This window comes from Flagellimonas abyssi (assembly GCF_019457905.1).
GTDB classification, from domain to species: domain Bacteria; phylum Bacteroidota; class Bacteroidia; order Flavobacteriales; family Flavobacteriaceae; genus Flagellimonas; species Flagellimonas abyssi.
The window spans coordinates 35,445-59,976 of sequence record NZ_JAHZSV010000023.1; the positions used below are offsets into that span (position 1 = coordinate 35,445).

Consider the following 24,532-nt stretch of genomic DNA (forward strand, 5'->3'; position numbering starts at 1 on the left):
TTGAGAAACTTTTAATATATTTAGAGGACAATGAGAACACTTATACCCATACTGCTCCTTTTTGTGCTCGCCACTAATTGTTATGGTCAAATAGGGGGAGACAAGGTACTCCATTTTGTTGGTGGGAGTCTTTTTGGTCTTGCCGGGGCAGGAATTGCAAAGCATGCAACCGAGGGGAACCGGGTTTGGACCTTCGTTGGTGCCGTTACAGGAAGCGCAATAGCGGGTGTGGCAAAGGAAGCTATTGATGCCGGACAAAGGGAAAACGGTTGGGACAATGAGGATTTGGCTGCAACCATATTGGGCGGGATCACTGTGGGGATTGCCATAGATTTGTTTTCCAAAAAAGATAGTCGGGGACGTTTACGGGGACGGTATTCGACATTTAATTTTAATCCGAAACAGTATCCTGCGTTACGAACTACAAAATTGGTAGTTTTGGAAGGAAAACTACAGTCTTTACATACCTTGGGACTTTCTAATTACAAGCTTACCGCTAAATAATTCCCCTAGCTTTTATCTCCAAATATTTATTGATGGTATTTACCGTCAGTTCCTCAGGTTTGGTCAAGATGGTCTGTATACCATACTTTTGGAGTTCTTTTTGCATGAGTCTTTTCTCCAATGAAAACTTTTCGGCAATCGTCTTATGGTAAATGGATTGTAAATCCTCGGCATCCGTTGCAATCAAGGATTCCAATTCTGTGTTCTCAAAGAAAATAACGACCAACACATGTTTTTTTGCCATTGCCAAAATAAAGGGCAATTGTCGTTTAAGGCCTGATATATGCTCAAAATTGGTATAGAGCAGTAACAGACTGCGTTGGTTTACTTTTCGTTTTACATGGGCATAGAGCAATCCAAAGTCCGAATCGGAATAATCCGTGGAAATGTTGTACAGACTCTCCATTATGGTGTTGAGGTGCGTGATTTTTTGCACGGCAGGAACAAAAGTCTCAATCTTTTTGGAGAAGGTCAATAATCCCGTTTTGTCGTTTCTTTTGAGTGCAACATTGGAAAAAGCCAAGGCGGAGTTGATAGCGTAGTCCAATAAGCTCAATCCGTCAAAAGGCATTTTCATCACCCTGCCCGTATCAATAATCGAGTAAATAGGTTGGGATTTTTCGTCCTGATATTGGTTTACCATTAGTTGGCTCCTTTTTGCGGTAGCTTTCCAGTTGATGGTGCGCACATCATCCCCCTTAATATATTCCTTGATCTGTTCAAATTCTTGGGTATGCCCGATACGTCGTATTTTCTTCAATCCAAATTCTGTTAAACGATTGCTCGTGGCCAAAAAATCATATTGCTGCATTTGTATGATGGATGGGTAAACGGGTACCATTTGGTCCTTCTGGAACACATACTTCCTTTTAATGATGCGAATAGGCGAAGAGGCAAAAACGATCAAATTGCCGAAAATATACTCCCCACGTTCTACGGGACGCACGGAGTACTCGAAAAAATGGGGCTCTCCTTTTTGTAATTGGATCTTGTGTTGAAAATCCCTTTTTTGAAATTGCACGGGCAATTCATCGATAACCATGACCCCTGTTTTAAAAGGATACTTCGAATTGAGATGTACCGACAAGATGTTTTCGTCGCTGTTGGACAGTTTTTGCGGTGGATTTCGATGGGCTTGTATGCCATTTTTCGTGGCGTACATCAAGTAGAGGTCCAGAAAGAAAAGGGCCAATAGCAGGTAGACCAATAACCACGCGATGGGATACAGCATCGGCACCCAATAGGAAATCACAAAGCATGCGGACAGTACGGCAATGTACCGAAAGAAGGTGTTGTGTATGTACAGTGACCGAAGAAATTTCATGCCTATCTGGGGATTTCAACGGATTCCATGATCATGGTGACCACATTTTCGGTGGTCATGCCTTCCATTTCACGCTCAGGTGTCAAGATTACGCGGTGGTTGAGTACGGGGATCAATGCTTTTTTTACATCTTCGGGAATTACAAAATCCCTTCCGGAAATAGCGGCAAATGCCTTGGCCGCCGTTAAAGTGGCGATGGATGCCCTAGGTGATGCCCCCAAGTATAAATGTGGATGATTTCGGGTCTGTGTAATGATATTGGCGATGTAATCCAATATTTTTTGTTCCACCACCACTTCATGAATGTTCTTTTTGAACTCCGCTAGTTTTTTCGGGGTCAGTACCGCTTTTATTTTGTCCTGTGGTTTTTCACCTTTTCGTTCGTGGTGGTTCTGAAGAATGATCACCTCTTCCTCGACAGAGGGGTAATCCACCTTAATTTTAAACAGGAAACGATCTAATTGAGCTTCCGGCAGGGCGTAAGTGCCTTCTTGCTCAATGGGATTTTGAGTGGCCAATACCATAAATGGTTCTCCCATTTTGTAAGTGGTTCCATCGACGGTGGCTTGCCTTTCTTCCATGGTCTCAAAAAGTGCGGACTGTGTTTTGGCAGGGGCACGGTTGATTTCATCAATCAAGATGATATTGGAGAATATGGGCCCTTTTTTAAACTCAAACTCTGTCGTTTTGGAATTGAAGACCGAGGTTCCCACAATATCGCTCGGCATAAGGTCCGGCGTAAATTGGATACGATTGAACTCCGTTTTGAGGGTTTTGGCAAAAAGTTTGGCGGTCACTGTTTTTGCTATTCCAGGGACCCCCTCGATCAAGGCATGCCCATCGGCCAAAATGGAAATGATCAAAAGCTCTATAAAATCTTTTTGACCCACAATTATGGTGGACAGTTCTTTTTTTACCTGTTCCACGGTGTCCCTTAATTCTTCCAAAGGAACCCTGCTATCAAAGTTCAAGTCATTATTTTCCATCAACGTTTGCTTTAAATGCTTCTATTTTTTTATTGAGATTCTTCAATTCTTCTTCTGTAATATGTTGTTTTACCTTTAGTTTGGATATCGTTCCCATCAAACTTTTTACCTCTTCCAATGTTGAGTTGCTACGCATGGATAGGTTTCTCAAAAATGTTTCGTCGTCCAAATCTTGCGTTGTGATATGCAATTTGGATCTGAGATATTCCAAAAAGTAGTCAATTTTATGCTTGGTAATGAGATGCAGTTCCCCTTTTTCAAAGTACATGTCCGCTATGGTGCGGGTAAATGCCAAGGTCTGATTTTTTACAGGAGGCACAACCGGGATGGCGCGTTGTTTTCGCTTTCCTTCAAAAACAATGTAAACAATTGCTCCGATGAGAATAAGGTAGTAGGCCCACTTAAATTCTTCGGTATTCAGGAACAAGTACATGGGTGAAGTATAAAATGATTTGCCGGATTTATGGAAATTATCCATGTAAATGGTTCGGTTACGGTCCAAATAGGACAACAGTCCCAACGTGTATTCATTATTATCCTCCTTCAACATAAAGTAGTTGGTGAAAGCTTTTGGGAAGCTGGCCAATATAATTTCCCCATCGCCAAAGGGTTGCTTTATGATATTCGCATGTTTTGTCAAGGTTCCCGTGCTATCCGCACTGGTATAAACTTGACCGAGAACGGTTGTCCGAAGGGTGTCCAACCGGTCGAAGCTCGGCATATAATAGTCCTTGGTGAATTTCACTTTTTTATTTTTAAATGCTGGATTGACCAATTCAAAATAAAAAATGGGCTCCAATTGGCCGTCATTGTAAACAAAGCGCTGTCCTAAATTTAGGGTGTCCAATAATTTTGTTTCAAAAGAACTTGATGCTACAAATAGTTGGTTCCCTTGATTTACCCATTCCAAGATTGTATTGAGTTCTGCTTCTTCAAAAGAAACGTTTTCGTTTGCAAAAAAATAGGTGCCCTCGATAGAATCCGTTCGGCTGAGGAATTCAAAAGGTGGTTTCTGGATTTGCTGGACTGCATCTGGAAAATGTTTTTCCATTACATCGTTCAGTACATAAGTCCCATAAGGTATTTTATGGTGGGATACATAAGACGGAAACCAGTTGATTTTTTTTGGCTTGTTGTATTCCAAGGCAAACATAGCCAACAAGGTCAAAATACCTATTGATATGTATATCCATCCTTTTTTAGACATCTGCTATCGATTTTTTTAAGGATGCAAATACAAGTTCGGCCTTTTGGTAGCGCTCTTGATTCAGCTCAAATTCTCCGTACCAAACATAATCGTAGAGTAGGGTGGCTTTTCCGAAATCATTTTTAAAGGAACTATCGGATAGTTCGGCCATGTAGTCATCGTTCGTCTTCTGTTGTTGCCAATCTATCAATTCCCGTTCAGATAGCAATTGAAGGATGTAAAGGTAGTAATATCGAATCGCCAGTCTATAGTTTTCATCGGTCAGTGCCTTTTTTATCAGTTCCTGAATGTCCTCGTTTTTGATGATATGTTCATCTTCGGATAAGGTAACCACATTGGGGTTTTTCTTTTGATTTCCCATCCCCAAAATATTGGACTTCACAAAAAACCGTATCACCAGATAAAGGAATAGGGCAAACAGCAGGTAGGGCAATATTTTTAAAAAAGCTGCCAAATAGCCTTCTGCGTTTCCGACTCCAAAGATCCATTCAAAAAATCGACGTAGAATGTTGTAGAACCAGTTGACGATATCGGTCCACCAACCGTTTTCGGTTTTTACTTCTTCGTAGTTGAAGTCGCTATCGTTTCTGTAAGAGTCCAGTTCTTCCGAACTCAGTTCAATAGGTTGCAGTTCAGACTCATCATACTTGACCACGGAATCGTTCTGGGCAAAAAGGATTGTCCACGATAGCAGTAGGTATAGTGAAATCAGTTTTTTTAGCATCTATTCCTCCATGGATTTTCCGAGACTTTCAATACGCTCAAAAGTTCCGGTGAAATTTTTCTTCTCATTCAGATTGAAGAAAATCAACGAGGTGGCCACCAAAAAGATAATGTTCATTAGAAATTGCACCAGTGTGCTCAATATATTTAGAAGCAAATAGATGGGGTCATTGAATACGTTGAAGTTCTCGGCGTCCATTTCACCCGAAAACACTCCCATTTTTATCCAACTGTAAATAATGGTAGGTAAGCTAAAGGCATAAGATGCGATGGCTACAATTATATAGATAACAAATAAAGTGGCGAAGGTAATCCACCAATTTTCTTTGATCAAGGTGAAACTGTATTGGTAAGATTCCATAGTATCCTTTTTAAGAAAAACCAGAATGGCAAAGGAAACCGATAAGGGAACTGCCAAATAAATGCCAGGTATTAAACAGAACATTGCCCCGATAAATACAGACAACCCCACAATAATGCCCAGACCTATCAAGGACCAAAAGGAGCCGTAAACACCACTTCGTATTTCATCATAATTTGTAGAACCCCTGTTGTCAATGTATGATTTTATATAATGTAACACAGTGCCCTGTGCCAACACGTATGCGGCTATCGAGCTCAAGAGCAGAGCAACCACGGCCAAAACCATAATCAATGGGGAATATGTTGAAATAGTTGTGTTTCCAATGGCCGTAAGGTTAAAAATATCGCCAATGGTGTACATATAGAACCCCATGGAAATCAGCATTACCAAGATATATGGGCCAACAATTTTTAGAATGGTTCCCAAAAAGGGTTTGAATTCGTTTCGGATAAATACAAAAGAATCGGAGAGGATTTCTCCCAGTTCACGCTGTTTTTTAAACTCGATATAGTTATTCGGTGTCTGCATGTGTGGTTTTTCTATGGATTTGGTATGGATAAATGATATAATAAAAAACAATTAAGAACAACGAGGCCAGAATGATAAAAATGGCCAACCAGTCGGGCATTTCAGTATGTCTTGTAACAAAACCTTCCAAAAAACCGGCAATAATAAAAAAGGGAACCGTGCTCACCATTATTTTCAGCCCGTTTTTTACACTCTGTTTAAAAGATTCCAAACGGGTGTATGTGCCAGGGAATAGAATACCATTGGCCAATACCAGCCCCGCACAGCCCGCAATTATGATTACGGAAATCTCTATAGTGCCATGGATCCAGATGGTCCTTGCGGATTCCCATAACAACCCTTTTTCATAAAAAAAGTACTGGAAGCTTCCCAACATAATACCGTTCTGCAACATGATATAAAGTGTTCCCACACCCAAAAAAATACCAAAAGCAAAGGCATAAATGGCCACTTTGATATTGTTTATGGTTATGCCCAGAAACATATTGAAGGCACCTTGCTCTTTATATACGGCCATAGGGTCTCCCTTTTCGATGTTTTCCAAGGTCATGTTAACATAACCGTTGCCCAAAATGGAACGGACAAAGTCACCTTCGTTGGCCGAGGAAAAGGCTCCCACGACAACAAAAAAGGAGAACACTAGAAAGGAAATCAGTAATTCGCGGTGATGACCTTTGAACATCAATGGGAACTCCGTTTTCCAAAAATGAACAATACGACTTCGCGATTCCCGTTTGGTCTTATATATTTTTTGATGCGCTTGGGAGGCAAGTGTGTTCAGGTAAACATGAGTATTGCTGCCCGGATAAAAGGTCTTTGCGTAACTTAGGTGATCGGTAATCTCAATATAAAGATCCGAAAGCTCATCTGGATGAAGTTGGCCCTTATTGGTCAGGGCATTTTCAAAAGCGGCCCATTTATCCTTATTTTGCCTTACAAAAGCGGCCTCGCGCATTCAATTAATGGTTTGTAGTAAAGAAACTAAAATATGGAACAATTTCAAATAGAAACGGCCCAAAATATAACCATAAACCAAAATACGTCCCATCTTGGTGAGCGCATGCTGGCTTACATTATTGATACCTTTATCATTGTGGTCTACACGATTTTGATGTTTGTTTTTTTGGCGTCCCTTGATATTGATATGGGGGATCAATGGGCGTTCTATTTGATTCTTTCCCTACCGGCATTTTTATATTATCTGCTTTTTGAGACCCTGATGGATGGAAAAACCATAGGTAAGGGGGCTATGAACCTTCGTGTGGTGAAATTGGACGGTTCCAAACCCAATTTTGGCAATTATTTTGTTCGGTGGGCGCTTAGGATCATTGATGTGGGAATTACTTCGGGAGGAGCTGCCGTCCTAACTATTTTAATTCGCGGCAAAGGACAACGTATCGGTGATATTGCAGCAGGTACTACGGTCATTAGTGAAAAAAAACGGGTATCCCTAAAGGATACCTTGCTTAGGGAATTGCCAGAAGATTACAAACCGACCTTTCCACAGGTTACCGTTTTTAAGGACCAGGAAATGCGAACCATTAAGGAGTTGTACGACAAGGCAAGGCTTAATGGAAACCATAACGTTATTGTTTCATTGGATAAGCGTATCAAGGAAGTATTGGGCGTGCAGACCGCATTAAAGCCTATAGAGTTTGTGGATGTGATCATCAACGATTACAACTATTACACCCAAAAAATGTAGGTATGCTTTACCAGACCATAGATATTTTAGGTACTATTGCCTTTGCCATTTCAGGGGTTTTGGTTGCCATGGAAAAACGATTGGATTTGTTCGGTGTGCTCATTATTGCCTTTGTTACCGCTATTGGTGGCGGCACCCTACGAGATTTATTGATAGGAAACACACCAGTAGGTTGGATGCATGACCTTACTTATGTAATCACCATTTTTATTTCGGTGGTTTTTGCCATCTTATTTGTGAACAAGCTCAAATATCTTAGAAAATCATTGTTCCTGTTCGATACCATTGGTATAGGACTTTATACCATGGTGGGTGTTGAAAAGGGACTTGAAGCCCAGCTTTTGCCTATTATATGCATATTCCTAGGGACTATGACGGCCTGTTTTGGAGGTGTCATCCGAGATATTCTCTGTAATGAGATTCCTGTAATTTTCCATAAGGAAATCTATGCCACCGCATGTATATTGGGTGCCTTGAGCTACTTTTTGATCATACAGTTTCCGGTTAAGGATGAGTATGCCTATATCGCGGCTATTTTGGTCGTAATCTTGTTGAGATTGTTGGCCGTTCGATTTAAGATAAGTCTGCCCAGTATTTACGGAAAGCAATCACCTTGATTGATATTCCTTACTGTTTTTCAATACTGATTAATCGTTGTTTATCACGATTAACCTATCGTTAATCAATATTACTTCTTCGTTAACCAAAACACCCCTGTCATACGGCTACATTGCTCGTTAATCATAAAGTTAACTTTTAAGGGAGTTGGTTATTATCATCAATCTCCCCAAACCAATCATTCAATCAGGTATGAGAACATCACGATCATTAATTTTTACATTTTTGGGATTGATTTCCTTTTTCGGAATCGATCGGGCAAATGCACAAGGGTGCGTGGCCATTAGACATTTTTCCTCTTGTGTAGGGAACACTTTGGAAAACAATCTCTTAGGCCCGGGAGATATTCAAATAGGTAGTAATTACAGATACTTTAAATCCTTCCGCCATTTTAGGGGCACCCACGAAGAGCCCGACCGTGTTTCCAATGAAACAGAGGTAATCAATCATTCACATTCATGGGATTTCTTTTTGACCTACGGAATTTCGGACAGGTGGTATGCCAGCATCACTATCCCTACCGTCATCAATACACGTTCGTCACTTTACGAGCATGGGCGTGATGAGCGGAACACGACTTTTTCCCGCGGTCTGGCAGATATAAGGGCCGGAGTGGGCTATTGGCTCTTCGACCTTGAAAAACACCAGAACGGAAATTTGGCATTGGGATTAGGGGTAAAACTTCCAACGGGTAGTTATAATGCTTCTGATATATTTTACAATGTGGGTCCTGAGGGCGGTCCAGAGGTCAGACCAGTAGATCAGAGTATTCAACCAGGAGACGGTGGTTTCGGAATCACGTTGGATTTCCAGTTTTATCAAAAGATTGCTGAGCGGTTTTTTGCGTATGGAGGAGGTTTCTATTTGATCAATCCAAGGGAGGTCAATGGAACGAGGACCTTTAGGGAAACTTTGAGTCCAATTCTTCAGAACGAGGCAATTATGGCCGTTCCCGACCAGTTTTCGGTGAGGGCAGGGGTTAGCCATAGTTTGGGCAATACCATTTCTGCTTCTTTGGGGGCTCGGTACGAAGGAGTGCCCGTCAAAGACCTAATCGGGGGCAATGAAGGTTTTAGAAGACCTGGCAATGTACTTTCCATAGATCCCGGAATCGCTTTTATGAAAGGCAATTTTTCTTTGAACCTGAATGTGCCCTTTGCAGTAAGAAGGGAGCGTCCCCAGAGTGTTACAGATTTGCAGACCGAACAAGCGACGGGAGAACCTAGAATGGGGGATGCCGCTTTTGCCGATTACTTGATCAATGTGGGAGTGTCCTACCGGTTTACAAACAACAAGGTCAAGGTGAATCCGGAACTTATGAACGAATTCAATAATTAAGCTGTCAACATAAATGAACTTTAAGATTGCCCAACGAATTCAAAAGCTATCATTAATATGTGTTTTACTTCTTGGACTTCACGCAAAGAGTCAGGAAAATATCAAAGGAAAAGTGGTCGATGCCTCATATGGACAGCCCTTGGTTGGGGCACAAATAGTGCTCAACCCAAGTCAAAAGGGAACCTTGACCGATGAGTTTGGATACTTCCAAATAGATGCGGGTAGTGATGATAATTCTCTTATTGTAAGGTATTTGGGGTATGAAGAACAGGAGGTTTCCATATCAAATACCAATGACTTGGGTACTCTGGCATTAAAAAGGTCCAACACCACATTGAGCGAAGTAATTGTAAGTGCATCGCCCAAAAATTTTAAAAGTGAATTTAAAGGGAGCAATTTTAGGATCAATCCTGTTTCATTAAAAAATAGTAATCCGTTGAGTACCGAAGAGGTATTGCGCACCATTCCAGGGGTCAATATTGTTGGGGATATGGGATTGTCCAACCGACCGAACATCAGTATTCGGGGTTCGTGGGGCAGGCGCTCCAAAAAGGTGCTATTGATGGAAGACGGGACACCAGCTGCGCCAGCACCGTACATAGCTCCAGGCGCTTACTATAATCCGGTGAGCGATCGTATCACCTCTGTCGAAGTATATAAAGGAGCGGATTTGCTACGATACGGCCCCAACAATATGTACGGCGCTGTCAACTATATTACCGCGCTACCACCTCAAAAACCCACTTTGCGGCTTAAGTTGACAGGAGGTCAGCGCAATTATACCTCCGGCCTGTTTTCATACGGAGGAACTTGGAACGATATCGGTGGTTTGGTAGAAGGTGTTTACAAAAAGTTTAATGGATTTACCGATAATTCCTCGGTTGAGATCTTGAACCTGAACGCAAAGATATTCGCCAAACTCTCCGATAATCAATCACTTTATTTTAAGGTGAGCGGGCAGTTCGAGGACAATCAGGCCTCTTTAAGCTCGCAGACACCGTTCACATTTGAAGCTGACCCAACCCAAAATCCCTTGGATGCAGACCAATTTACCATGAGGCGCTATGGTGTCGATATTATCCACAAATGGCTGCCCAATGATGATTTGAGCTTCACTACAAAAGTATATGCTTCAGATTTTGAACGGGATTGGTGGCGTCAGGTAACTGCTAAGGTCAAGGCATCGGAAGTACAGGATTATGTGGGCGATGAAATTTTTAATGATAGATATGGTTATTTGGTTGGAAGAACATTTGATGACGAAGACTATGTGATTGTTGGGCGTGTGGAGAATGGACTGGAGAGCACTACGGACAGTCGGTGGATCTATCGTGTTTCCGGAATCAAGGAGACGGTCAACGCGACATGGGAAGCCTTTGGGGCTCCAAGTGCTTTCGAAGGCAGTATCAATCTGCACCGTGAAACATTTAAAGACGTTTTCTTGGAAGCCAACAACTCCAGATGGGCCAGATATGGAACCGCTACCAAAGATTTGTGGTACAGGTTGTGGTCTGCCAATGGTTATGTTCGCAATGAGTTCAATTTTGGAAAAGTTGGGGTAACGCCCATTCTTCGTTTTGAACATGTGGATATGTTTCGGCAAGACCTCTTGGCTTTGGCCCAAAATTCTGATTTGGAAAGTACCGTAGAAGGTAGGGAACCCAATGTATACAATCAGTTTTTGCCTGGACTTACGGTGGATTATGGTTATGGAAAGGGTGAATTTTACGGTAGTTTGTACCAAGGTATGATCGCTCCATCCAAAGTTTTCGGGTTTTTAGTGGAACAAAATGGTGTTGTTACCAACCCTTTGGCGGGACAGAGCATCAATATTGATCCCGAGTTAAGTTGGAACAAGGAAATTGGTTGGCGAGGTGGCTTGTTGGATAATTTTATCCAAGGGCAATTGACCTATTTTCACAATGCGAGCAGAAATTTTTATGCCGGCGGTCGTAACGAAGTGTTCACCGAGTTGGGCGAAATCAATGTCCAAGGAGTAGAAATGGCCATCAATTTAGAGCTTTTGAATACAAATGGCCATCAATTGCACTTTTTGGGCAATGTTACCTACATGAAATCCAAAGTTAAATCGGGCAAGTTGGAGGATAGGGACCTTTTTTCTCAGGTTATACATGGTGCCGCTACACAGAATGAGTATGTGTCCATGGTAAATTCCAATAGGAATGCCTACGAGGTATACGTGGACAATGGGGGAGGGGAAACCTTGCTGACCGACCCGACCATCGATGCTTCCCAATTTGGTAGTATTACCCGTAGCGCAGTCACCTTTGGCGATGGAGGATTGTCAGATACAGAGGCTCCTTATACACCAAATATTAATATGAGCTTGGGCCTCAATTACGATTGGAAAGAGTTATCCAGTGGTTTTAATGTGCATCATGTGGGCAAGCAGTACACAGAATTCCACAATTTTGTAAATGAATCAGCTGACGGTGCCATTGGTCAGCTATCTTCCTATACTACGATAGATGCATTCGTGAACTACGATTTGACCATCGGTGAAAAAATCGATGCCACCATTTTTGTGAATGGTAAGAACATTACAAACAATATATATAGGGCTTCACGTTTGAACAGGGCCACTTCGGGATTGTTCGGAGGTGGTTTCCGACAGATTATATTCGGAATCAATATGAAGATTTAAATCTGCGAATCTATTTTTTTTACGGTTCGGGAAACTGATTTATCCCGAACCGTTTTACTAAAAATGGCTTCAAAACGTTGATGCCCTAACATCAATTTTGTTTTCAATCAGCGAAGATTTCCTGAAAAAAGTTGGTCATTCTTGTCCAAGAACGCTCTGTAGCCAATGGGTTGTACATCATTCCATCGTCTGGAGCATTGGCATTGGGGTTGGTAAAGGCATGTCCGGTTCCGCCAAAAACATCCATTTCCCATATGGCATTTCTATCGGTAAGTTCATAACCTAAAGAGACAACATCCTTGGGAAACGCCATTGGGTCTTCCCAACCGTGAAGTACCAATACTTTTGCTTTGATTTCCTCTTCTTGCTCCAATCCGTTTGGGTCCAAAAGTCCATGGAAGGAGACAGCTCCCTTAAAATCGGCTCCGGAACGGGCAAGGTCCAAGGCGCATTTACCTCCAAAACAGAATCCGATGATACCTACTTTTTCGGGGTCGGCTAAATCGTGACCTTTAATACTGTTGAATGCCAGAATTATTCGGTCGAGCAATTTTTGGCGATCGGTGGCCACCTCGTTCATAAGCTCTTCCGCTTCGGTATTGTCTTTCGCTCTTTTTCCTTCGCCATAAACATCTATGGCCAATGCCAAGTAACCAAGTTTGGCAAGCTCGATGGCCTTGTCCGTTTCAAATTGGGATTGTCCGGCCCATGTGTGGGCCACCAAAACCACTGGTCGTTTTCCTTGAATGCTATCATCATGGGCAACAACCCCCAAATAGGATTGTCCATCATCTGCATAGCTAAAATTGTTAGTTTGAATCATGCTGAGTTTAGTTATGTATTGAGAGCCATTAAATTATATTATTTTTTGATTCCTTTACAAAACTTCGGCCTTTAGTATGTATATATTTTGCCATGGCCAATCACCGTCCCCAACGCGCACATTATTTATAGCATCCACTACGTCCATACCTTCAATTACCCGACCAAAAGGGGTGTAAGACCCATCTAAGTGATAGGACCCTGGATTGGTGACAACAATGAAAAATTCGTAAGGGGATGCCAATTTATGTGGATTGTCCCTTTCGCTGCTGGGCATAGATATGGTGCCTCTGTGATGCTTATGTCCCTTATTTCCGTCGGGAGGTAGCAGATATCGCCCAATGTCGCCCCGTTTACGGGCCGTTCTTCGGTCATCAGAATTTCCTCCCTGAATAATAAAGTCCTTGACAACCCTGTGGAATTGGGTGCTGTCAAAATATTTTTGTCTGGTCAGATAAATGAAATTGGCTTTGTGATAGGGAACATTATCATAGAGTTGGACGGTAAAACTCCCCATGGTCGTTGTAATTTTTACCTTGTCCTTTTTAAGTTTTTTGGAATAATTAAAAAAGAAGTCGATGGCATTTTCCTCGGTAAGTTTGAAAGGTTCTTCTTCCTCTTCTTCCTCCATAGCGGTGGAATCCAATTCGGTTTTAGGAACTGTGTCCGTGTTTGTAATATTTTCCTGAACTTTGCCCTTCTCCTTTTTAGGGGATTCTCCGCAGGAAACCAATAATAGAAATAATATACTTGTAGCTAAAGCTGATTGTCTCAACAGTATGGATTTTAATGAATTTTACGAACTCGCTTTAAAATTAAAAAATCTTCCACTTCCCGGGGAGGATTCCCATAATAAAATGTCACCGCAATTGCGTATCCAGTGGTTGAAGGAGAACAGGGTTCAGGATTCCAATCCAAAAAGAGCAGGGGTAATGGCCTTGTTTTATCCGGACCTTGAACAGGAAACCAGACTGCTTTTGATTCTAAGAAAGGTATATCAAGGTGTTCATTCCAACCAAATTGGGTTTCCCGGAGGGAAAGTGGAAAGAATAGATAAAAATTTAATGGAAACTGCTCTGCGTGAAACCCATGAAGAGGTCGGTGTACCTCCAAGCGAAGTTGAGGTGATAAAAGAGTTGAGCGAGGTCTACATTCCACCAAGTAATTTTTTGGTTAAACCTTACATGGGACTTTATCCGAGTCCGCGCCCATTTGTGAAAGAAGATTATGAAGTAGAAAGCCTTGTAGAGGTTTCTTTAAAGGATTTTTTGGACGATTCCAACCATATCAATGAGGTTTTGACAACTTCTTATGCAAAAAATATCGATGTACCTGCCTTTAAATTAAATGGTTATACCGTTTGGGGTGCCACTGCTATGGTTTTGAGTGAAATCAAGGAGCTTTTGCGTCAAGTGCTTTAAACGCTATTTTGTAAATTTACCGCCAACAATTAACACTTTACATGGGTCTGTTCAAGAAAAATCCCTTTGGTCATATTTTGTTCCTAAAACGATGGCTGATTCGTATTGCGGGTATGATGACGCACCAACGCTACAAAGGATTTAATACTTTAGAGATTGAAGGTTCGCAGATAATCCGCGACCTTCCAGAGAGCAATGTCCTCTTTGTAAGCAACCATCAAACCTATTTTGCCGATGTGGTGGCAATGTTCCATGTATTCAATGCCAGTCTAAAAGGGCGGGACGATAATATCAAGAACTTAGGCTATCTATGGAATCCCAAGCTCAACATCTACTATGTTGCAGCCAAAGAGACCATGGGAAAGAGTTTGTTGACCAAGGTTTTGGCCTATGCTGGTTCCATAAGTATTGAAAGGACCTGGAGGGCAGATGGCCAGAATGTGAACAGACAGGTGAAGTTCAGTGATATTTCCAATATTGGAAAGGCATTGGACGATGGCTGGGTAATTACTTTTCCTCAGGGAACTACAACTCCATGGAAGCCATTGCGAAAAGGTACTGCGCATATCATAAAAAAATACAAACCTGTTGTGGTTCCTGTTGTTATCGATGGTTTCCGACGTTCTTTTGATAAAAAAGGTCTTCGTGTAAAGAAGAAAGGAATCCTTCAATCGATGCAAATAAAAGAGCCCTTGGACATTGATTACGATAACGAATCCATTGATGCAATTTTGGAAAAACTGGAATATGCCATTGAGCAACATCCATCATTCCTTAAGGTGATTTCGGAGAAGGAACTTCTTGCCTATGAAGAGGAAAACCAGAAAAGACGATATAGTTACAAGGGCAAAATAGATGGTTAGACTTCCAATCGTTTGAGTTCGTTGTAATTCTTTCGTAATTTTTTTAGCAGAATACCGTAAAGCAATTTATAGAACAACCAAATAACAACCAATACGGCCGTAGTAATCGCAATCGAAACAATGATTATCAACGCCCAAAACTCCGTACTGTCACCATCTTGGGCAGCGGCATTCACCAATTCTTGGCCTTCTGGTGTATACAATAGTACACCGTATGCGTAAATAATTGCACTAATAGTGAAGATGATTAGATTGAACCATACATATTGGGTCACTGTTCGTTTTACCTTTAGAATGGTCCGCATCAAATTTTTGGAGGAATCGGTAAAGGAGATTTTTCTATAATTGGTATAGAACTTATAGATAAAGTAAAGGATGATGGCGTAATTGATGACATTAAGGGCCATCACTACCTTATATATGTGCATGTCCTTAAGTTCCTGCATGGTATCGGGGCCACTAAAAATAATATTGATACCTGCCCAGAAAACAAATTCTATGATACTAATATAAAAAATCCACTTTACTATGGACGATGACTTCTTCTTGGTCATCGGGTATATTTGCTCGTAGGACAGCTTGGGGAGGTTTGCTTCCCGCTTCTGCCAATCCTTCTTCAAGAGCTCCAGTTCATCCAGCATAATCACGGATTTAATATAGTTCTTAATTTATTTTTCACCCTACTCATCTTCACTCTTGCATTTACTTCGGAAATTCCCAAAGTTTCGGCTATTTCTGTATAATCCTTGTCTTCCAAATAAAGAAAGACCAAGGCCTTATCAATATCGCCAAGTTGTTTTACCGCGTCGTACATCAACTTTAATTGCCGTTCCTCGGTATCATCATAATCGGTGGCTTTTATTTTATAAAGTACCGAATCAAAATCCTGGGTCTTCACCCTTTTCTTGGATTTTCTGTACAATGTTATGGCCGTATTCAATGCAACGCGGTACATCCATGTGCTAAACTTGGCATCTCCCCGAAACTTTGGGTATGCTTTCCACAACTGTATAGTGATTTCTTGGAACAGGTCGTTATGCGAATCCTTGTCGTTGGTATATAGACTACACACCTTATGGACAATGTTTTGATTGTCCTCAAGTTCCGTCACAAATTGATGTTCCAGTTCTTTGTTCACTAAACGGTTGGTAAAGTTTGCTTTATCTATTGGTATCTATAAAGCAGCTTTTGTTACAATGATTGGGTAAAAATTTATTTACGGTAATCCAATGCAGGTGGTCTGTTGCCCAACATGGGAACATATTTAAAGTCCTTGCCACGTCTTTCTTCCAGTTCTTTTTTGGCAGCTTCGATTGTTTTTGGGCTTTCAAAAATGTCCATGGCGGTCAGTGCCAATGTCTTTGCAGCGACCATCATTCCTTTGGAACCAATGCTCATACCGCCAGCGGCAACTGCTTGCCAGCTATGCGCGGGAGTTCCGGGAACCCAAGTTACAGTACCAAGACCAGCTGTGGGAACGGTATAACTCACATCACCGACATCGGTGGAACCGTAGGCTTGAGCGGTCTCTTTGTAGGGCTGCACAATCTGTGCGGTGGAAATGTCCGGAGCCCCCTTGCCCAAGGTCTCGGATATTTTTTCGGCAAATGCCTTTTCTTCATTAGTATAGGTAACTCCCCCAACTTTTACCAAATTGTCGTACATAATTTTTTGAACGGTAAGGTTGGGCAAAAGTTCGTGCGTTCCACCAATCATTTCATAATCCATGGTGGTTCCCGTACCTAGCGCAGCACCCTCTGCCGCTTTTACAATTCTGTCAAAAATATCCACAACAACATCTCTCGTATTATGTCTTGCATAATAGTATACCTCCGCAAAATCAGGCACTACGTTTGGTGCTTTTCCACCATTTGTGATTACATAGTGAATTCTGGCATCTTCAGGTACATGCTCTCTCATCATATTTACCATGGCGTTCATGGCCTCTACACCATCCAGTGCGGAACGACCTTTTTCCGGAGCTCCTGCGGCGTGGGCGGAAATTCCATGGAATCTGAATTTGGCGGATTTATTGGCTAATGCGGCACCGGCGCTGGCAGCATTTCCGGAACCGGGGTGCCAGTGCAACGCAACGTCCACATCGTCAAAAACACCTTCACGGACCATGTATACTTTTCCTGAACCACCTTCTTCTGCGGGACACCCATAAAAGCGAATGGTTCCTTTGATGTTGTTATTTTCCATCCATTCCTTTACCGAAATAGCGGCTGCTGTGGATGCTGTTCCAAACAGGTGGTGCCCACAGGCATGGCCAGCTGCGCCACCGGCAGATTTTTTCTCAGGAACAGCTTGTTGTGAAAGGCCTGGAAGTGCATCATACTCGCCCAAAATAGCAATCACAGGATATCCGGAACCATATTCGGCCTTAAAAGCGGTAGGAATTCCAGCGATACCCTTATCAATGCTAAAACCGGCATCGGACAGAGTTTCCTGTAAAAGAGCAGAACTTTGTTCTTCCAGATAGCCCATTTCAGCAAGACCCCAGATTTCGTGGGCGATTTCACTGTATTTTTCAGATTTGGAATCTAAATCCTTGATGATATCGTTCTTCTTTTTCTGGGCATGAATGCCCATGGTGCACAATAGCAGAATTGCGCCCATTGGGAGAAATTTTCTCATGGGTTGATTATTTTGAGTTAGGCTCTAAAGATATGAAAAAACCATACTTAGCGACTATTGCAATGCTTCGGAATGATTAAATTTGTTGATATGTCGAGCATGAACATTCCTCAATCCAGTAATCCAAGAGTCGTGATAGTAGGCGGCGGTTTTGGAGGTATAGCACTAGCCAAAAAATTAAGCAAAAAAGAAGTCCAAGTGGTTCTATTGGACAAACACAACTACCATAACTTTCAACCCTTACTGTATCAAGTGTCCACTGGCGGCTTGGAACCAGATTCCATTGCCTATCCCATAAGAAAGGTGCTTCAGGGATATCCCAATTTCTTTTTTCGATTGGCACAGGTACAAGAAGTAAAGACTGATACGAAAAGAATCAAAACCAATATTGGTGAGATTTTTTATGACTATTTGGTGGTGGCCACAGGTTCTGAGACGAATTTTTTCGGAAACAAGGGTATCGAGACCAAAGGAATGGCGATGAAAACCATTCCGCAATCCTTGAATCTGCGGAGCTTGATACTGGAGAATTTTGAACAGGCCCTTTTGACGGACGACTTGCATGAACGTGATGCCCTCATGAATTTTGTAATCGTTGGTGGCGGACCAACTGGCGTAGAATTGGCAGGAGCTTTGGCCGAAATAAAAAAGGGCATACTTCCTAAGGATTATCCTGATTTAGACACGCGCCGGGCACAGATAAATTTGATTCAGAGTGGAGGAAGGATTTTGCCGGCCATGAGTGAAAAGGCTTCAGAAAAGGCGGAAAAGTTTTTAGAAGAGCTCGGTGTGAACGTTTGGAAGAACATCCGTGTTACCGATTATGATGGCAAACGGGTAACAACCAATACCAAAACCATTTTTGAGGCAGAGACCTTGGTTTGGGCAGCGGGCGTAAAGGCTGTTGGATTAAAAGGTTTGGATGGAGAAGAGTTGCTAAGTAGGGGGAATAGATTACGCGTGAACGAGTTCCACCAAGTAATAGGTCTGGATGGTGTTTTTGCCATTGGGGATGTGGCACAGATGGAGACAGAAAAATTTCCCGAAGGCCATCCGATGATGGCACAACCTGCTATGCAGCAAGGAAAGAGCTTAGGTGATAATATTGTTCGGATGATAGAGGAAAAGCCCATGAAGCCCTTTGTTTATAAGGATAAGGGCAGTATGGCCACCGTGGGGCGCAACAAAGCCGTAGTGGATTTACCAAAATTCAGATTCCAAGGCGTGTTCGCTTGGTTTGTTTGGATGTTCGTTCACTTATATTTTCTTATCGGATTTAGAAATAGGTTGGTGGTGTTCATCAATTGGGTATACAACTATGTCCGTTTTGATCGTGAAGCACGTTTAATTATCCGACCCTTCAAAAAGCAAAATAAAGTGGAACGGCATAAGTTAATGCGGGATTAGTTTTCCGATTTTCTAGGGTGGAACTCTTTCAGTATGTTCGCCAGATGTGAGCGGTTAACGTGCATATACACCTCGGTGGTTGTTATACTCTCATGACCCAACATTTGTTGTATGGCCCGTAAATCGGCCCCGTTTTCCAAAAGATGTGTTGCAAAGGAATGCCTAAAAGTGTGTGGACTGATACTCTTTTTTAGTCCGATTGCTTCTGCCAGTCGTTTAACTATGGTGAAGATCATGGCGCGGGTCAGTTGTTTGCCCCGACGATTTAGAAAAACAAAATCTTCATGTTCTTTTTGAATGTGCAAATGTACCCTAATTTCCTTCCGGTAAATGTTGATGTATTTCTGGTTGATTTCACTGATGGGTACAAAACGCTGTTTGTTTCCCTTCCCGGTAACCATAATAAAATCTTCATCAAAATAAAGGTCGGATAGTTTTAGGTTAATAAGTTCCGACACACGGAGACCACAACCGTACAAGGTTTCCAAAATGGCCCTGTTCCTTTCACCTTCAGGCTTGGATAGGTCAATGGCGGCTATCAATTGGTTTATTTCATCTTCCGAAAGGGTATCGGGTAACTTTCTACCGATTTTTGGGGTTTCGATAAGGTCCATGGGATTGTCATCTCGGTAGTCCTCAAACACCAAATAATTAAAAAAACCTTTCAGCCCGGAAATAATGCGTGCCTGTGTCCTAGGATTTACCGTTTTGGCGATATCATAAATAAACTGCTGTATCGTATCTCTCCCTATTCCAGTGGGTCTATTATCTATGGCGTGCTCTTCCAAGTAACCGGCAAGTTTTTGAAGGTCCATGGTATAATTGGAGATGGAGTTTTGGGAAAGTCCCCGTTCTATCTTTAAATAATTCTGATAATCTTTTATTGCTTGCTGCCAATTCATACATTCAAATATAATGACATAATCACATCACCGTTGCTTAAAAATAGCCATCGGTCAATTCAAAATACCGTTTGGTCAATTGGTGTAGTTAAAAAACAATTAGATTCAATAATTTTCTATCCCAATTATGAGATTAGAATGAACGAAAATCATTTTTGTAAGAAATTTATTTCATCAAGACACTTTTTTAATGATCATCACGTTTTCTCTTAGTAAAATTTTAACAATGAAGAAAAAGACATTTGTATTGGTGATCATAGCATTGGTTACCGTAAGTTTTTCGTCCATGGCGCAGCAGGTGGACCGAACAAGTTTTAAGGCAGGAGTGCACGCGGGACTTCCCGTTGGTGATGCTTCCGATTATTCAAGTTTTAGCCTTGGGGTAGACCTAGGTTACCACTGGGGAGTATCCGAGCTTATCGATGCTGGTATTGCAACTGGATTTATCAACGCTTTTGGGGACACATCGACCATTGATATTGGACCTGTGGGCCAAGATGTGGATTTTCCGGATATCCAGTTCATCCCAGTAGCTGGGGCTTTTCGACTTTACCCTACCTATGATTTTAAATTGGGTGCCGATGTAGGTTACGCTGTTGGCGTTAATGAAGGAAATGATGGAGGGTTTTATGTTCGCCCAATGATTGGATATAATATATCCGGTAACACAGAACTTAATATTTCCTATATCAATGTCAGCAATGACGGTAGTTTCTCTGTAGCTGCCTTGGGATTGTTGTTTTTGTTCTAAATAAAAGAAAACTGTAATTATAGCCCCAAATCTTACAGTTGAAAACCATTAATATTAACCGTTAATTAAATTTTTAAATAAAAAAATTACTTTTAGTTATTACAATTGTTATGTTGGGCAACCTTGCGGCAAAAGCACAGACCAGTTACAAGGCCGCTCTTGGATTGGGCATAGACCTTTATGACGAGGCAACCTTTTTTGGAGCTACCGGAAAATATTTTTTCTCGGATAACCATGTGGGTCAAGCGGATTTGGGTTTTGAGGACAATGCGACCATGGCCACATTCCTATATTCCTACCATAAAGGATTTTATAGGGCACCTGGCCTGCGTTGGTATGCAGGAGTTGGTCCAAGTATTATTTTCATAAAAGACTTTGACAATATTTTTGCCTTGCGTCCGCATTTGGGGCTTGACTTTAAGATTGACGGAGTTCCTTTTGTGCTCAATTTTGATTGGCGTCCCTCCGTTGTATTGAGCGATGTAGGTGATAATGAGGTTGCGGCTTTTGGCTTTGGCCTTCAGTTTGCCATCAATTAAAAGACACTATTGTTTTATATGTAGGGCGGGATATTCCCGCCCTTTTCTTTTTGTTGTATTTTTGACGGTATGAAACTAATGATCATCAACGGACCCAACTTGAACCTATTGGGAAAACGTGAGCCCGAAGTTTATGGGAGCACCACTTTTGAAGACTATTTTAAAACGCTGCAGCAAAAGTTTCCCGATGTGGAATTGGAATATTATCAATCCAACATTGAGGGCGAACTCATAGGAAAGATTCAAGAAGTAGGATTTAATTATGATGGTATTATTCTAAATGCAGCCGCTTATACACATACTTCAGTTGGAATAGGTGATGCCGTAAAGGCTGTGGGAACTCCAGTAATCGAGGTGCATATTTCCAATACGCATCAACGGGAAGAGTACCGCCATGTTTCCTTTATTTCGCCAGGGGCCAAAGGGGTCATTCTTGGATTTGGACTCCAAAGCTACGATTTGGCCATCCAGAGTTTCTTAGGCTAAATTTTTCAAGTATTTTTTATCGGCATAAAAAGTGCCAAAGGGGAGAAGGGATGCTACAAAAAGGATGATAAACCTTTTGAGCTTCCACTTGCGTTCCCAACAAAAAACTATGGCCACCACTACGTATAGAATAAACAATATGCCATGAGCCATACCAACAACTTGGTTTGGTTCAGGAATATCTGCCCAATGCTTCAACGGCATGGTCATTCCGAAAAGGAGTAGATAGGAAATACCTTCTAAAATAGCAGTGGCCCTAAAAATTTTAAGCATACCTTATAGGTGGATTACTTCATCATACGCATCGGCAACGGCTTCCATAACAGCTTCGCTCATCGTTGGGTGAGGATGCACAGCTTTTAGCACTTCGTGACCTGTGGTCTCCAATTTTCTGGCAACCACGGCCTCCGCGATCATATCGGTAACACCGACACCAATCATGTGGCAGCCCAACCATTCACCGTATTTGGCATCAAAAATAACTTTTACAAAACCATCTGGGGTACCTGCAGCTTTCGCTTTACCACTTGCGGAGAATGGGAACTTACCTATCTTAAGGTCATATCCTTTTTCTTTGGCTGCCTTTTCGGTCAATCCAACAGAAGCTACCTCTGGGATACAGTACGTACATCCTGGGATGTTGCCGTAATCCAAGGGTTCCACGTGCATGCCGGCCAATTTCTCCACACAAAGAATTCCTTCCGCAGAAGCTACGTGAGCCAATGCTTGTCCAGGGGTAATATCCCCAATGGCAAAGTAGCCAGGTATGTTGGTCTGATAGTAATCGTTCACCAATACTTTATCTCTGTCCGTGGCAATTCCAACATCTTCCAATCCGATGTTTTCAATGTTCGTTTTGATTCCCACAGCGGATAGTACGATATCGGCTTCCAAAACCTCTTCGCCTTTTTGAGTCTTAACGGTGGCTTTTACACCATCACCGGAAGTGTCAACTTTAGTGACCTCGGCGGAAGTCTTGATTTTTACTCCAGCTTTTTTGAAGCTGCGCTCCAATTGTTTGGAGATGTCTTCATCTTCAACCGGAACAATGTTTGGCATGTATTCCACAACGGTCACTTCTGTACCCATGGAGTGGTAGAAATAGGCAAACTCCATTCCGATAGCGCCACTTCCGACCACGATCATTTTCTTGGGTTGCTTTTCCAAGGACATGGCCTCGCGGTAACCAATAACCTTTTTTCCATCTTGCGGAAGGCTTGGCAACTCACGGCTACGCGCTCCTGTTGCAATGATGATATTGTCTGCGGAATATTCGGTAGTTTCACCGTTTTCCGCTTTTACTTCAACTTTTTTGCCCGGTTTTACCTTTCCAACTCCATTGATGACCTCGATTTTGTTCTTTTTCATCAAAAACTGGACACCTTTGCTCATTCCTTCGGCAACACCACGGCTTCTTTTAACAACGGCACCAAAATCATGATCTACATCCTTGGCGCTTAAACCGTAATCTTCGGCATGCTTTAAATATTCAAAAACCTGAGCGGATTTAAGAAGGGCCTTGGTCGGGATACAACCCCAGTTAAGACATACACCTCCCAAACTTTCTTTTTCTATAATGGCTGTTTTGAAACCTAATTGTGATGCCCTTATGGCGGTAACATATCCACCTGGACCACTTCCCAAAACAATTATATCGAACTTGCTCATTAGATTTTGATTTTTGTTGTTAGATTGAAAAATATGCCAGCATTCGGCAGGTGCAAAAGTACGGAAATCAATCTCCATTTCCCAAGACGAAAAAACTCAAATGTGGGTTTGTTTGTGAAATCAGGCTTTGCCTGTGTCGAACATCTTTTTGTTGAAGGCTTTGGACTCGCCTTTTGGTATGGATAGTGAGTCCCAGTCCGTACCTTTGATCATTCTTCCGATGAAGACGATCTGTCCTACATGGCCGGCGTAGTGTGCCAGTTGACGGTTGATGGCCTCGACAATGCTATGCTCCTCGTTTCGAATCTTGATCTTATTTTCAAAATTGGTGCTGTTGATGCTGTCCAGAGCACCAAATAGGCATTGCCATCCTTTTTCCCATGCAGCGATCATTTCTGATTTTTCGGAATAGGGCTTTTCAAATTCCAAGTCCCGTTCCCGCCATGGTTTTTCGCCATCTTCCGTTAAAAAATTGGTCCAACGGCTCAGCATGTTCCCTACCATATGCTTTACAATGATAGCTATGGAATTATCTGAGTCCGAGAATTTCCAATGAATGTCGGCATCAAGAATTTGATCAAAGGTTTTGTCGCCCATGGTTTTGTATCGATGGAACTCGAATTGAACATTGCCCAAATAATTTTCTTGGAAATCCATTTATGCTTCAGGATCAAAATCAATGCTTACCGAATTGATGCAATACCGTTGACCTGTGGTTTCTTTAGGGCCGTCGTTAAAAACATGACCCAAATGGCTGCCGCAATTGGCGCAGACCGTTTCGGTACGAATCATGCCGTGACTGGTGTCGCGAATATATTCAATGGCACCTTCAACGGCCTGATCAAACGATGGCCACCCGCAACCACTTTCAAATTTATGCTCGCTCTCGAACAATTTAGCATTGCATGCTTTGCAGTGGTAGTCGCCGTTTTCAAAATGAAGATCGAACTTGCCCGTATAGGGTCGTTCGGTCCCCTTTTGGCGCAATACATAGTATTCCTCGGCGGAAAGTTCTTGTTTCCACTCTTCCTCGGATTTGTTCACACTGTATTTTTTATCCATAAACTTTTA

General features: G+C 42.0%; 27 protein-coding genes. 11 read left to right on the forward strand and 16 right to left on the reverse strand.

Features of this window, described 5'->3' with window-relative positions; translation table 11 throughout:
* Positions 1-30: 30 nt before the first annotated feature.
* Complete coding sequence (locus K1F36_RS14635) at positions 31-504, forward strand: YfiM family lipoprotein (protein WP_220114511.1); 474 nt, start codon at positions 31-33, stop codon at positions 502-504.
* Here the strand turns inward: K1F36_RS14635 and K1F36_RS14640 are convergent.
* The 6 genes from K1F36_RS14640 to K1F36_RS14665 are packed head-to-tail and all read right to left on the reverse strand — an operon-like array spanning position 497 to position 6,591.
* Positions 497-1,828 (reverse strand): DUF58 domain-containing protein, encoded by a 1,332-nt coding sequence (locus tag K1F36_RS14640; RefSeq protein ID WP_220114512.1) that lies wholly within the window; start codon positions 1,826-1,828, stop codon positions 497-499. The genes K1F36_RS14635 and K1F36_RS14640 overlap by 8 nt on opposite strands.
* 2 nt (positions 1,829-1,830) lie before the next feature.
* Complete coding sequence (locus tag K1F36_RS14645) at positions 1,831-2,814, reverse strand: AAA family ATPase (protein ID WP_220114513.1); 984 nt, start codon at positions 2,812-2,814, stop codon at positions 1,831-1,833.
* A complete protein-coding gene (locus K1F36_RS14650; RefSeq protein ID WP_220114514.1) occupies positions 2,804-4,021 on the reverse strand; it encodes a DUF4350 domain-containing protein in 1,218 nt (405 codons plus the stop codon). The genes K1F36_RS14645 and K1F36_RS14650 overlap by 11 nt, the downstream gene beginning before the upstream one ends.
* Positions 4,014-4,745 carry a DUF4129 domain-containing protein gene (locus K1F36_RS14655; protein WP_220114515.1) on the reverse strand — a complete coding sequence of 244 codons (732 nt, stop codon included), beginning with the start codon at positions 4,743-4,745 and terminating at the stop codon, positions 4,014-4,016. Before K1F36_RS14655 ends, K1F36_RS14650 begins: the two co-directional genes overlap by 8 nt.
* Positions 4,746-5,636 carry a hypothetical protein gene (locus tag K1F36_RS14660; protein ID WP_220114516.1) on the reverse strand — a complete coding sequence of 297 codons (891 nt, stop codon included), beginning with the start codon at positions 5,634-5,636 and terminating at the stop codon, positions 4,746-4,748.
* Entirely contained in the window at positions 5,620-6,591 is a 972-nt protein-coding gene (locus tag K1F36_RS14665; protein ID WP_220114517.1) for a stage II sporulation protein M, read from the reverse strand. Before K1F36_RS14665 ends, K1F36_RS14660 begins: the two co-directional genes overlap by 17 nt.
* A 33-nt stretch (positions 6,592-6,624) precedes the next feature.
* On the opposite strand from K1F36_RS14665, the gene K1F36_RS14670 reads away from it, so the two are divergent.
* The 4 genes from K1F36_RS14670 (at position 6,625) to K1F36_RS14685 (ending at position 11,962) form a co-directional block, all read left to right on the forward strand.
* Positions 6,625-7,341 (forward strand): RDD family protein, encoded by a 717-nt coding sequence (locus K1F36_RS14670; RefSeq protein ID WP_220114518.1) that lies wholly within the window; start codon positions 6,625-6,627, stop codon positions 7,339-7,341.
* 2 nt (positions 7,342-7,343) lie between these two features.
* Complete coding sequence (locus tag K1F36_RS14675; RefSeq protein WP_220114519.1) at positions 7,344-7,958, forward strand: trimeric intracellular cation channel family protein; 615 nt, start codon at positions 7,344-7,346, stop codon at positions 7,956-7,958.
* A gap of 193 nt (positions 7,959-8,151) precedes the next feature.
* Positions 8,152-9,297 (forward strand): hypothetical protein, encoded by a 1,146-nt coding sequence (locus K1F36_RS14680; RefSeq protein ID WP_220114520.1) that lies wholly within the window; start codon positions 8,152-8,154, stop codon positions 9,295-9,297.
* Positions 9,298-9,310: 13 nt separating this feature from the next.
* Positions 9,311-11,962, forward strand: a complete 2,652-nt coding sequence (locus K1F36_RS14685) for a TonB-dependent receptor (protein ID WP_220114521.1) — start codon at positions 9,311-9,313, stop codon at positions 11,960-11,962.
* Between the two features lie 103 nt (positions 11,963-12,065).
* Here the strand turns inward: K1F36_RS14685 and K1F36_RS14690 are convergent, their stop codons facing one another.
* Together K1F36_RS14690 and K1F36_RS14695 are read right to left on the reverse strand one after the other, a co-directional pair.
* Positions 12,066-12,785 (reverse strand): dienelactone hydrolase family protein, encoded by a 720-nt coding sequence (locus tag K1F36_RS14690; RefSeq protein ID WP_220114522.1) that lies wholly within the window; start codon positions 12,783-12,785, stop codon positions 12,066-12,068.
* Positions 12,786-12,839: 54 nt separating this feature from the next.
* Complete coding sequence (locus K1F36_RS14695; RefSeq protein ID WP_220114523.1) at positions 12,840-13,559, reverse strand: peptidylprolyl isomerase; 720 nt, start codon at positions 13,557-13,559, stop codon at positions 12,840-12,842.
* 4 nt (positions 13,560-13,563) lie between these two features.
* Here K1F36_RS14695 and K1F36_RS14700 point away from each other — a divergent pair, with 4 nt between their 5' ends.
* Entirely contained in the window at positions 13,564-14,205 is a 642-nt protein-coding gene (locus tag K1F36_RS14700) for an NUDIX hydrolase (protein WP_220114524.1), read from the forward strand.
* Positions 14,206-14,246: 41 nt separating this feature from the next.
* Complete coding sequence (locus K1F36_RS14705) at positions 14,247-15,068, forward strand: lysophospholipid acyltransferase family protein (protein ID WP_176621406.1); 822 nt, start codon at positions 14,247-14,249, stop codon at positions 15,066-15,068.
* Here the strand turns inward: K1F36_RS14705 and K1F36_RS14710 are convergent.
* The 3 genes from K1F36_RS14710 to K1F36_RS14720 form a co-directional block, all read right to left on the reverse strand.
* Positions 15,065-15,709 (reverse strand): hypothetical protein, encoded by a 645-nt coding sequence (locus tag K1F36_RS14710; RefSeq protein ID WP_220114525.1) that lies wholly within the window; start codon positions 15,707-15,709, stop codon positions 15,065-15,067. The genes K1F36_RS14705 and K1F36_RS14710 overlap by 4 nt on opposite strands.
* A gap of 2 nt (positions 15,710-15,711) precedes the next feature.
* Positions 15,712-16,206 (reverse strand): RNA polymerase sigma factor, encoded by a 495-nt coding sequence (locus K1F36_RS14715; protein ID WP_207036443.1) that lies wholly within the window; start codon positions 16,204-16,206, stop codon positions 15,712-15,714.
* A 74-nt stretch (positions 16,207-16,280) separates the two neighbouring features.
* Positions 16,281-17,708, reverse strand: a complete 1,428-nt coding sequence (locus K1F36_RS14720) for an amidohydrolase (RefSeq protein WP_220114526.1) — start codon at positions 17,706-17,708, stop codon at positions 16,281-16,283.
* Positions 17,709-17,807: 99 nt separating this feature from the next.
* On the opposite strand from K1F36_RS14720, the gene K1F36_RS14725 reads away from it, so the two are divergent.
* Complete coding sequence (locus K1F36_RS14725; RefSeq protein ID WP_220114550.1) at positions 17,808-19,115, forward strand: NAD(P)/FAD-dependent oxidoreductase; 1,308 nt, start codon at positions 17,808-17,810, stop codon at positions 19,113-19,115.
* Here the strand turns inward: K1F36_RS14725 and xerD are convergent.
* Positions 19,112-20,017, reverse strand: a complete 906-nt coding sequence (xerD, locus tag K1F36_RS14730) for a site-specific tyrosine recombinase XerD (RefSeq protein WP_220114527.1) — start codon at positions 20,015-20,017, stop codon at positions 19,112-19,114. The two genes, K1F36_RS14725 and xerD, sit on opposite strands and share 4 nt — an antisense overlap.
* 226 nt (positions 20,018-20,243) lie before the next feature.
* Between xerD and K1F36_RS14735 the strand changes: the two genes are divergently transcribed.
* From K1F36_RS14735 to aroQ, 3 genes are all read left to right on the forward strand, one after another.
* Positions 20,244-20,768: a hypothetical protein gene (locus K1F36_RS14735; protein ID WP_220114528.1), complete on the forward strand. Its 525-nt coding sequence runs from the start codon at positions 20,244-20,246 to the stop codon at positions 20,766-20,768.
* 110 nt (positions 20,769-20,878) lie between these two features.
* Positions 20,879-21,307 carry a hypothetical protein gene (locus K1F36_RS14740; RefSeq protein WP_220114529.1) on the forward strand — a complete coding sequence of 143 codons (429 nt, stop codon included), beginning with the start codon at positions 20,879-20,881 and terminating at the stop codon, positions 21,305-21,307.
* Between the two features lie 69 nt (positions 21,308-21,376).
* Entirely contained in the window at positions 21,377-21,793 is a 417-nt protein-coding gene (aroQ, locus tag K1F36_RS14745; RefSeq protein ID WP_220114530.1) for a type II 3-dehydroquinate dehydratase, read from the forward strand.
* Here the strand turns inward: aroQ and K1F36_RS14750 are convergent.
* The 4 genes from K1F36_RS14750 to msrB form a co-directional block, all read right to left on the reverse strand.
* Positions 21,785-22,066, reverse strand: coding sequence for a DUF3817 domain-containing protein (locus K1F36_RS14750; RefSeq protein ID WP_014033710.1), 282 nt, complete (start codon positions 22,064-22,066; stop codon positions 21,785-21,787). The genes aroQ and K1F36_RS14750 overlap by 9 nt on opposite strands.
* Before the next feature lie 3 nt (positions 22,067-22,069).
* A complete protein-coding gene (gene lpdA, locus K1F36_RS14755) occupies positions 22,070-23,461 on the reverse strand; it encodes a dihydrolipoyl dehydrogenase (protein WP_220114531.1) in 1,392 nt (463 codons plus the stop codon).
* Positions 23,462-23,581: 120 nt separating this feature from the next.
* Positions 23,582-24,118, reverse strand: a complete 537-nt coding sequence (locus K1F36_RS14760; protein ID WP_220114532.1) for a DUF1572 family protein — start codon at positions 24,116-24,118, stop codon at positions 23,582-23,584.
* The gene (gene msrB / locus K1F36_RS14765; protein ID WP_220114533.1) at positions 24,119-24,523 is read right to left on the reverse strand and encodes a peptide-methionine (R)-S-oxide reductase MsrB; all 405 of its coding nucleotides are present in this window, start codon (positions 24,521-24,523) and stop codon (positions 24,119-24,121) included.
* Positions 24,524-24,532 lie beyond the last annotated feature (9 nt).

Bases quoted from the DNA above. Each gene is read 5' to 3' on its own strand.
- K1F36_RS14710 (WP_220114525.1), bottom strand. From the start codon at position 15,709: ATGCTGGATGAACTGGAGCTCTTGAAGAAGGATTGGCAGAAGCGGGAA.
- K1F36_RS14750 (WP_014033710.1), bottom strand. From the start codon at position 22,066: ATGCTTAAAATTTTTAGGGCCACTGCTATTTTAGAAGGTATTTCCTAT.
- K1F36_RS14720 (WP_220114526.1), bottom strand. From the start codon at position 17,708: ATGAGAAAATTTCTCCCAATGGGCGCAATTCTGCTATTGTGCACCATG.
- K1F36_RS14700 (WP_220114524.1), top strand. From the start codon at position 13,564: ATGGATTTTAATGAATTTTACGAACTCGCTTTAAAATTAAAAAATCTT.
- K1F36_RS14760 (WP_220114532.1), bottom strand. From the start codon at position 24,118: ATGGATTTCCAAGAAAATTATTTGGGCAATGTTCAATTCGAGTTCCAT.
- K1F36_RS14740 (WP_220114529.1), top strand. From the start codon at position 20,879: ATGTTGGGCAACCTTGCGGCAAAAGCACAGACCAGTTACAAGGCCGCT.
- aroQ (WP_220114530.1), top strand. From the start codon at position 21,377: ATGAAACTAATGATCATCAACGGACCCAACTTGAACCTATTGGGAAAA.
- msrB (WP_220114533.1), bottom strand. From the start codon at position 24,523: ATGGATAAAAAATACAGTGTGAACAAATCCGAGGAAGAGTGGAAACAA.
- K1F36_RS14635 (WP_220114511.1), top strand. From the start codon at position 31: ATGAGAACACTTATACCCATACTGCTCCTTTTTGTGCTCGCCACTAAT.
- K1F36_RS14685 (WP_220114521.1), top strand. From the start codon at position 9,311: ATGAACTTTAAGATTGCCCAACGAATTCAAAAGCTATCATTAATATGT.
- K1F36_RS14735 (WP_220114528.1), top strand. From the start codon at position 20,244: ATGAAGAAAAAGACATTTGTATTGGTGATCATAGCATTGGTTACCGTA.
- K1F36_RS14675 (WP_220114519.1), top strand. From the start codon at position 7,344: ATGCTTTACCAGACCATAGATATTTTAGGTACTATTGCCTTTGCCATT.
- K1F36_RS14670 (WP_220114518.1), top strand. From the start codon at position 6,625: ATGGAACAATTTCAAATAGAAACGGCCCAAAATATAACCATAAACCAA.
- K1F36_RS14645 (WP_220114513.1), bottom strand. From the start codon at position 2,814: ATGGAAAATAATGACTTGAACTTTGATAGCAGGGTTCCTTTGGAAGAA.
- lpdA (WP_220114531.1), bottom strand. From the start codon at position 23,461: ATGAGCAAGTTCGATATAATTGTTTTGGGAAGTGGTCCAGGTGGATAT.
- K1F36_RS14655 (WP_220114515.1), bottom strand. From the start codon at position 4,745: ATGCTAAAAAAACTGATTTCACTATACCTACTGCTATCGTGGACAATC.
- K1F36_RS14665 (WP_220114517.1), bottom strand. From the start codon at position 6,591: ATGCGCGAGGCCGCTTTTGTAAGGCAAAATAAGGATAAATGGGCCGCT.
- K1F36_RS14705 (WP_176621406.1), top strand. From the start codon at position 14,247: ATGGGTCTGTTCAAGAAAAATCCCTTTGGTCATATTTTGTTCCTAAAA.
- xerD (WP_220114527.1), bottom strand. From the start codon at position 20,017: ATGAATTGGCAGCAAGCAATAAAAGATTATCAGAATTATTTAAAGATA.
- K1F36_RS14650 (WP_220114514.1), bottom strand. From the start codon at position 4,021: ATGTCTAAAAAAGGATGGATATACATATCAATAGGTATTTTGACCTTG.
- K1F36_RS14680 (WP_220114520.1), top strand. From the start codon at position 8,152: ATGAGAACATCACGATCATTAATTTTTACATTTTTGGGATTGATTTCC.
- K1F36_RS14660 (WP_220114516.1), bottom strand. From the start codon at position 5,636: ATGCAGACACCGAATAACTATATCGAGTTTAAAAAACAGCGTGAACTG.
- K1F36_RS14725 (WP_220114550.1), top strand. From the start codon at position 17,808: ATGAACATTCCTCAATCCAGTAATCCAAGAGTCGTGATAGTAGGCGGC.
- K1F36_RS14640 (WP_220114512.1), bottom strand. From the start codon at position 1,828: ATGAAATTTCTTCGGTCACTGTACATACACAACACCTTCTTTCGGTAC.
- K1F36_RS14690 (WP_220114522.1), bottom strand. From the start codon at position 12,785: ATGATTCAAACTAACAATTTTAGCTATGCAGATGATGGACAATCCTAT.